This is a genomic window from Nocardia takedensis NBRC 100417, from assembly GCF_000308695.1.
Taxonomy (GTDB): Bacteria; Actinomycetota; Actinomycetes; order Mycobacteriales; family Mycobacteriaceae; genus Nocardia; species Nocardia takedensis.
On the sequence record NZ_BAGG01000031.1, the window covers coordinates 100602 to 107943 of the forward strand.

Genomic DNA, 7342 nt, shown 5'->3' on the forward strand with positions numbered 1-7342 from the left:
CGGCACCCGCCCGGGTACGCTCGCTGTGTCGAATCATGCCGCGACATCGACTTATTGGTTTCCGTGAGGGGGAACAATGGACGCGCTGAAGCTCGACCCGGCGGCGATGGCCGCCTACACCGCGACAGCGGAGACGGTGTCGCGCCAGTTGGCGTCCGCCGCCGCGGTCGCCGGAGACGCGGTGCACGCGGAACGTCTCGCCGCCGACCTCGGCATGGTCGGCGCGGAGTTCGCGCAGCGGTTCACCGCGGCGGTCGCCGAACATTCCCAGGCGCTCTCGACGGCAGGCCAACTCGTCGCCGCCTACGGGCAGGTCCTGCGCGACTACAGCGGCCGCGCGCAGGACGTCGACGCGCGGACCGCCGACGTGGTCGGCAAAGCAGGGGAGGAACTGGCATGAAACGGTTGCGTTCGCGCGGCGACAACGGGGAGGCGAGCCGGGCCCGCACCCTCGATCCCACCGTCGATCCGCCGATCGTCACGGCCCTGCTCGAACCGATCCTGACGCTGCGCGCCTCGCTCGGCACGGGGGCGGGCGCACCCGATCCGGCGATCGTCGACGCGCTGTCGGCGGCGTCGAACCAGGCCGCCGAATCCGAGGAACCGCACCGGCGCGGCGTGCACGCGCTCGAATCCACCTGGACCTCCGGCGCGGCCGACCTGGCCGTCCCGTCGCTGCGCACCACCCAGACCGAACTCGGTGAGATCTCCGACCGCGGCCCCGCCTACGTCGACGTGCTCGCCGACGCGCAGACCACCAGTTCTCGCGGCGCGCAGAAGGTCGACCAGATCATCGCCGACTTCCGGCGCGACGCGCGCCGCATCCTCGGCGTCGCCACCGCCTCGCCCGACACCGACGCCGTCATCGAACGCGGTGCGCAAGCGCTGCGCGACGCCATCGACACCGTGCAGACCACCCGCACCGAGATGGACGACCACACCCGGCGTCTGGACGGCATGGCTCCGCTCACCGTGTCCGCGCCGGCGGGCGTCACCGCGAACGCGGGCACCTCGGCGTACCCGAACGTCGGCGGCGGCACCGGCGGCACCACCCAGTACCTCAACGGCACCACCGCCGTCACCACCGCCAACGGGCAACCCATGGACCCGGTGCTCGCCGCGCAGTTGCAGTTGCAGCAGCAACTCATCTCGGCGGGCGTACAGGTCGGCACCGCCGCCATCAGCGCGGGAGTCGACATCGGCACCCACCTCATCGACAAGATCGTCGAAGTCGGCACGCACGCCATGGACACCGTCGCCGCCTCCGCCGACAAGGCCATCGCCCAGGCGATCCCGGAACTCCTGCATCCCGGCAGCACCACCGACCCGGCGGGCGCCGGAACCGGCACACCGAAGAGCGGCGCGGGGCAGTTCGATTTCGGCGGCACCGGCGCCGGTGGCACCGGCGGCGGGCAGGGCGCGGCCCCGAACACCGGCAACGGCCGCGGCGGCAGCCCGCAGTCCAACGCCCAGAACGACCCGCCCACCACCATCGACCCCCGGCCCGCTCCCATGCCGCAGAACCCGTTCTCCGGAAACAGCGTGGCTCCCAACGGTTCCGGTGGCACCGCCGCCGCACCCGTCACCCCGCGCGCCGCCGTCCCCGAACCCGCGCAACAGCACGGCCCCACCGGCGGCGTCGCCATGCCACCCCAATCGGGTGCGGGCGACCAGGACCACAAACCCCGTGACGGCCAACTCGGCGTGACGGTCCCGGCCGCACTCGACCTCGAGCCGGTCACCGTCCCGGCCGCGGTCATCGGCGATTTCGGCGATGACTTCGCCTGATTCCGGACAACCGGGCCAACCTGTCAACCCCTTCGACACGGGCCTGCCCATGCTCCGCCCGCCCGCCCGGAAACCCAAACGCCGAAAAGGCGCTCGCCGCAACCCACCGCGCCCCCGCGCGGACGTTCCCACCCCCGGAACCGAGGCGGACGGCCGTGATACCGACGCACCGTCGAAAGCGGCAGCGCCGGAGGCGCATGGGGAGAGCCGTGTCGAGGGCTCGCCTGCTGGTGAAGTCGCGCGCGTGGGAGAAGTCGCACCTGATGGGCGGGGTGCGAGTCCGGCCGTGGGCGGCGAGCGAGGGCGGAGTCGTGTCGAGGACGCGCGTGTGGGTGAAGTCGCGCGTGCGGGAGGAGCAGCGCCTGACGTTCGGGGAGCGAGTCCTGCCCGAGGCGACGCGCAGGGGTCGAGTCGTGTCGCGGACGCCCGTGCGGTTGAGGTAGCACCCAGCGCGCGGGCCGCCCGTCGCGCCGAGGGCGGCGCGCGCGGGCAGGGGCGTCCCGAGGACGTGCGCGCGGGGGATTTCGTCGCCGATGAGGAGGGGGCGACCGACGCCGGGCGGATTCCGTCGTCACCGTCCACACCCGAGGCTGCCGCGACCACGTCGGGCGGCGCCGCCGACCGACCCGAGCGCGATCCGTCGAAACTCCGGCCGATGAGCGAGATCGCGCGCCCGCTGGCCTACGTGGCACGCGCGGAAGTCCCCGCCGCCGCGCGTCCGGTCACCGACGAGCCCGCCACACCCGCGAGTGCGGCTCCCGTGAGCGGTCGGCGCGACTACGAGGGCATCCCCACCTGGGCCACGTCCGTCCCGCCGATTCCGCCTTGGGTACGCGATGACGAAGGCACCTATGTGCCGATCGATCTCGAAGACGAACCCGGCCCGAATCCTGCACGAGCCGAGGACGAGACGGTTTCGCCGCCGCCGAAGCCACAGCCGGCACCACCCACACCGACGCCACCACCCACACCGCCACCGACGACGACACCGACAGCGCCTGCGTCGACACCGACACCGACACCGACAGCGTCGACACCGACACCGACAGCGCCTGCGTCGACACCGACACCGACAGCGACAGCGTCGACACCGACACCGACAGCGTCGACACCGACACCGACAGCGTCGACACCGACACCGACAGCGTCGACACCGACACCGACAGCGTCGACACCGACACCGAGGACGTCCGAAGCACCGACACCGGCAGCAGCAGCGCGGCCACCGACGCCGACCCCCGCAATACCGGCAGCGCGGCCACCGACGCCGGTGTCAGCATCGACACCGATGGCGGCGCTGCCACCGCCGGCGGCTCCGGCATCCGCGTCGGCACCAGGGCCGAAGACGCCGGCATCGGTGTCGACACAGACACCAGGGCCCGCGGCGATGCCGAAAGAGGAGGAGGCGGCGCCGTCGGCCGCATCGGCAGGCGCCACGGTGTCGCCGAGTCATGCTCCGGAAGCGTCCCCGGGCGCGTATTCCTCGTCAGCGCCGGACCACTTCCCACGGTGGGCGGATGCCATCCCACTGCCACCGTGGACGCGCGACCAGCACGCGAGCGCGGCGGGCGACGAGTCGGAGGCGGGCGCTGTGCCCGCGGATCGCGGTGGGCACGATCGACACCCGGATCCGGTCGCGTCCGCACCGCTCGAAGAATCGCGGCGGGTTCGCGACGAACAGTGGGGCGCGCAGTCCCGACACGAGGTATCCGATCCTCCCGAACCGCCTCGCGGGCAACCGGATTCACCCGACGATCCGATGATGTCGGAATACGACGGCGCATGGACTCCTCCGGCGGGTCCGAACCTTCGGAACGGCACGGCGGACGAGATCCCCTGGCGGGATCCCGACATCATCGGCGGCGGTGAGTACTTCCCGCTGCGGGAATTCGACGATCCCGTCGACTACTCCTGGGTCCCCGCCGTCGACCAGCCCGAGGAGTCGACCTCGCCTCCCGAACACGCCGATGCCGCGCGAGACCGTTCGCCTGCCGGACCTCCCTGGGAGAACGTGAAACCCGATCGGGCCGAGGCGGTTCCAGCGCGGGACGCGACCGCCGACGAGGTGGCGCTGGGCGACGCGGACCACCGCGAGGCTGAACCTCTCGGTGAGGCGGACAGCGGCCCCCACACCCCCGCCACCGAATCGGGTGAGGACACGACACAGCTCACCTCGGACAAGAAGGCGAACTCAGCAGTGGGACGTGATCGCGGACCGGACGTCGCCGACGAAACGCGTAACCAGTACTTGCCCACCGAAAGCGCCGATTCCGACGAACCTCTCGCGTCCGGCGCGCACGAACCGATCGGCACCCGTGGCCACGACCCCGACAACGATGCCGTGAACGACGCACCCGAGCCGACGACCACCTGGCGTGGCAACGGTGGAGAGGCGGATCGCGAATTCGGTCACGACAATTCGGCACTCGACGGCGATTTCGCCCTGAACAGCGACTTCGATCCCGACCGCTACTCCGATCCCGACCGCTACTCCGATCCCGATCACGCCTCGAGTGCCCCTCGCGTTCCACGTGCCGACGGCGATTTCGGTTCCGACCATGACTTCGCCCCCGACGAGGACTCCGCCGACGATTTCGACCCCGACTGGGATCACAAACCGCCCCTCGACCGAGATCCGACCGACTCGAACGAGCGCCACGAGGAGGAACCGGGGGCGGTCGAGCGTCGACGCGGCGTGGTCCCGGGCCTGCTCGGTGACATGTTGCGCGGCGAGGCGGCGGGCGCTTGGCGCGATCCCGATGTTCCGTCCGACGATGTACCGGCGCGGCCGTCGCCGCCCGCGGTAGAACCGCCGTTGCCGGAGTACGCGGGGGCGGGGTGGGATCAACCGTCGGGGAATTGGGAGCAGTGGCTCGATCAGGCGCCGAGAGTGGAGACGGTGCCGCCGGTGCCGTCCCAGCCCAGGTTGCGGGGGCGGGCCGAGGAGGACGAAACGGTTCCCGAGGTGGAGACGGAGATCCGGGTTCCGGCGATCGTGGATCGCACGGGCGGGAATCCGGGGATGGCGTTGCGCCGTCCGCGACCTGCCGCGGCGACGCGGGAGCAGAGCGGCGGGAACCGCTTCGTGGGTGTGCTGGTGGCGGTCGGCATCGTGGTGGCGTTGGCGGCGGTGGTGATGATCGCGGTGAACGGTTCGGACGGGGAGAAGCGTCCGACGGCGGCGGCGCCGAGTGCCGTGCCCGTCGCGCCGAAGACGACCGCGGCCACACCGACCGAGGGGGAGCCCGCGGTGATCGCGACGCCCGATTGCGTGCAACGCCGCACACCGGAGATCGTGTCGGGCACCGACGCGGGCGGCACCACGGACGGCCCGTCGGCGATCCTGGCGTTCGAGCGCGCCTATTACGTGCAGCGGTCGGGCTATGCGGCGCGGGCGGTGGTGGCGGAGGATTCGTCGGTGCCTGCCGCCGAGCAGATCCAGCGCGGCATCAACCGGATTCCGGTGGGCACGCTGTATTGCGTGGAGATCACGCGGGCGGAGGGCGCGGACGCCTCGCGGTGGCGGGTGCGGTTGACCCAGCAGGTCCCGGGCGCCGAACCGACCACGTTCACCCAGGTGATCACCACCGTGACCACCGCGAATCGCACCGTGATCACGGCGATCGCCGCCGGGTGAGGGCGGCCGTTCAGTCGGCTGCCTGCTCGAGGTGCGCCTTGGCCTGCTCGTAATCGCCTTCGAGGGCTTCACCGGGCCCGTAGACCAGGTACACGACCCCGGTCGCGAAGGTCTGCGAGGACAGCAGTCGCAGCGGCACGGTGTCGCCTTCGCCGAAGAGTCGTTCGCCTTTGCCGACGGCGATGGGGTGCACGAACAGGTGCAATTCATCGAGCACGCCCGCGGCGAGCAACTGCCGCACGATCGACGGGGACCCGCTCATGGCGATGTCGGTGGCTCCGGGTTCCTGTTTGAGCGCGGTGGCGGCCTCGACGAGGTCGCCCTGCAACTGTTCGGAGTTGCGCCACTGGAATTCCAGCGTCCGGTGCGAGACGACGATCTTGCGGGCGTCGCCGAGCGCGGCGGCCATGCCCGCGTCTTCGCCGCCGGCCGCTTCGCGTTCGGGCCACGCGCCCGCGAAGCTGTCGTAGGTCTCGCGGCCCAGCAGCAGGGTGTCGGCGGTGCCGAGTTGGGCGGTGACGGCCACGCCCATCTCGTCGTTGAAGTAGGGGAAGTGCCAGTCCTGCGGGTCCCCGATGACTCCGTCGATCGAGATGAACAGTCCCGCGGTGATCTTTCGCATCGCTTACTCCTGGTGGGTGCGCCGTGTTCGGTGGGTTCGGTGGTGTGGACGGGGTCGGCGCGCCGGATTCATCGGCGGCCGAGCACCGTCACGACTATGACCTACCGCACCGCACCGACTGGGGTCATTCCGCGACGGGTTCGACCTGCGGTTTCGCCTTGCGGTCCAGTGCCCAGCGGGTGATCGGTTCGACCACGCGGGCCGCGATCGGGCCGAGGATCGCCATGAGCAGCACGTAGGTGGTGGCCAGCGCGGCGAATTGCGCGGGCAGCGCGCCCGCGGTGACGGCCAGACCCGCGATGACGATGGAGAATTCGCCGCGGGCCACCAGGGCCGTGCCCGCGCGGGCCCGGCCCAGCGGACTCGCGCCCGCGCGTTTGGCCGCCCACCACCCGGTGACGATCTTGGTGACGGTGGTGACGACCGCGAGCAGCACCGCCCACCCCAGGACGGGCGGAATGCCGGCCGGGTCGGTGCTCAGGCCGAAGAGGACGAAGAACATCGCGGCGAACAGGTCGCGCAGCGGTTCCAGGATCTTGGTGGCGTTGTGGGCGGTGGAGTCGGAGATGGCGATGCCGAGCAGGAACGCCCCGACCGCCGCCGAGACCTGCACCGCCGAGGCGAGTCCGGCCACCAGCAGGGCCGCGCCGAGCAGTTTGAGCAGGAAGATCTCGCGGTCGTCGCTGGCGACCACCGCGGAGACGTATTTGCCGTAACGCAGGGCGACCACGAGCACGACGGTGACCGCGACCAGCGCGATGCCGAGGGTGGTCAGGCCGGTGACGAACCCGACGCCGGCCAGTACGGCCGTCAGCGCGGGGAGGTAGGCGGCCATCGCCAGGTCTTCGAAGACGAGGATGGACAGGATGACCGGCGTCTCCCGGTTGCCGAGTCGGCCCAGGTCGTTGAGGACTTTGGCGACGATGCCGGAGGAGGAGATGTAGGTGACGCCCGCCAAGGCGATCGCGCCGGTGAAGCCGAGTCCGAGCATGAGGGCGACGATGACGCCGGGGGTGGCGTTGAGGGCGATGTCGAGCAGGCCGGCGGGCCAGGATCGGCGCATGCCGGTGACGAGTTCGGCCGCGGTGTATTCCAGGCCGAGCAGTAGCAGCAGCAGGACGACGCCGATCTCACTGGCCAGGTGGATGAATTCGTCGACCGCGTGGAGTTCGACGATGCCGCCTTTGCCGAAGACCAGTCCGCCGATGAGGTAGAGCGGGATGGGGGACAGGCCGATCCGGGCCGCGACGCGACCGAGGACTCCGAGGCCGAAGAACACCGCGCCCAGTTGCACG

The 7342-nt window shown here is 71.2% G+C and carries 7 protein-coding genes; 3 read left to right on the plus strand and 4 right to left on the minus strand.

Going from position 1 to position 7342, the window contains the following annotated elements; all coding sequences use genetic code 11:
- Positions 1-76: 76 nt before the first annotated feature.
- Both ON30_RS07055 and ON30_RS07060 read left to right on the plus strand, forming a co-directional pair.
- Entirely contained in the window at positions 77-400 is a 324-nt protein-coding gene (locus ON30_RS07055; protein ID WP_040705011.1) for a hypothetical protein, read from the plus strand.
- Positions 397-1788, plus strand: a complete 1392-nt coding sequence (locus tag ON30_RS07060) for a hypothetical protein (RefSeq protein ID WP_040705012.1) — start codon at positions 397-399, stop codon at positions 1786-1788. The genes ON30_RS07055 and ON30_RS07060 overlap by 4 nt, the downstream gene beginning before the upstream one ends.
- A gap of 722 nt (positions 1789-2510) precedes the next feature.
- On the opposite strand, the gene ON30_RS40350 is transcribed toward ON30_RS07060, so the two are convergent.
- Positions 2511-3050, minus strand: coding sequence for a hypothetical protein (locus tag ON30_RS40350; protein WP_174387403.1), 540 nt, complete (start codon positions 3048-3050; stop codon positions 2511-2513).
- A gap of 224 nt (positions 3051-3274) precedes the next feature.
- Complete coding sequence (locus tag ON30_RS40045) at positions 3275-3490, minus strand: hypothetical protein (RefSeq protein ID WP_051029021.1); 216 nt, start codon at positions 3488-3490, stop codon at positions 3275-3277.
- Positions 3491-3550: 60 nt separating this feature from the next.
- Between ON30_RS40045 and ON30_RS40050 the strand changes: the two genes are divergently transcribed.
- Positions 3551-5425: a DUF8176 domain-containing protein gene (locus ON30_RS40050; RefSeq protein WP_169334888.1), complete on the plus strand. Its 1875-nt coding sequence runs from the start codon at positions 3551-3553 to the stop codon at positions 5423-5425.
- A gap of 10 nt (positions 5426-5435) precedes the next feature.
- On the opposite strand, the gene ON30_RS07075 is transcribed toward ON30_RS40050, so the two are convergent.
- Both ON30_RS07075 and ON30_RS07080 read right to left on the minus strand, forming a co-directional pair.
- Complete coding sequence (locus ON30_RS07075) at positions 5436-6047, minus strand: dihydrofolate reductase family protein (RefSeq protein ID WP_040705015.1); 612 nt, start codon at positions 6045-6047, stop codon at positions 5436-5438.
- A gap of 124 nt (positions 6048-6171) precedes the next feature.
- Positions 6172-7341 carry a cation:proton antiporter gene (locus tag ON30_RS07080; RefSeq protein WP_040705016.1) on the minus strand — a complete coding sequence of 390 codons (1170 nt, stop codon included), beginning with the start codon at positions 7339-7341 and terminating at the stop codon, positions 6172-6174.
- Position 7342 lies beyond the last annotated feature (1 nt).

Bases quoted from the DNA above. Each gene is read 5' to 3' on its own strand.
- ON30_RS07055 (WP_040705011.1), top strand. From the start codon at position 77: ATGGACGCGCTGAAGCTCGACCCGGCGGCGATGGCCGCCTACACCGCG.
- ON30_RS07060 (WP_040705012.1), top strand. From the start codon at position 397: ATGAAACGGTTGCGTTCGCGCGGCGACAACGGGGAGGCGAGCCGGGCC.
- ON30_RS40050 (WP_169334888.1), top strand. From the start codon at position 3,551: ATGTCGGAATACGACGGCGCATGGACTCCTCCGGCGGGTCCGAACCTT.
- ON30_RS07075 (WP_040705015.1), bottom strand. From the start codon at position 6,047: ATGCGAAAGATCACCGCGGGACTGTTCATCTCGATCGACGGAGTCATC.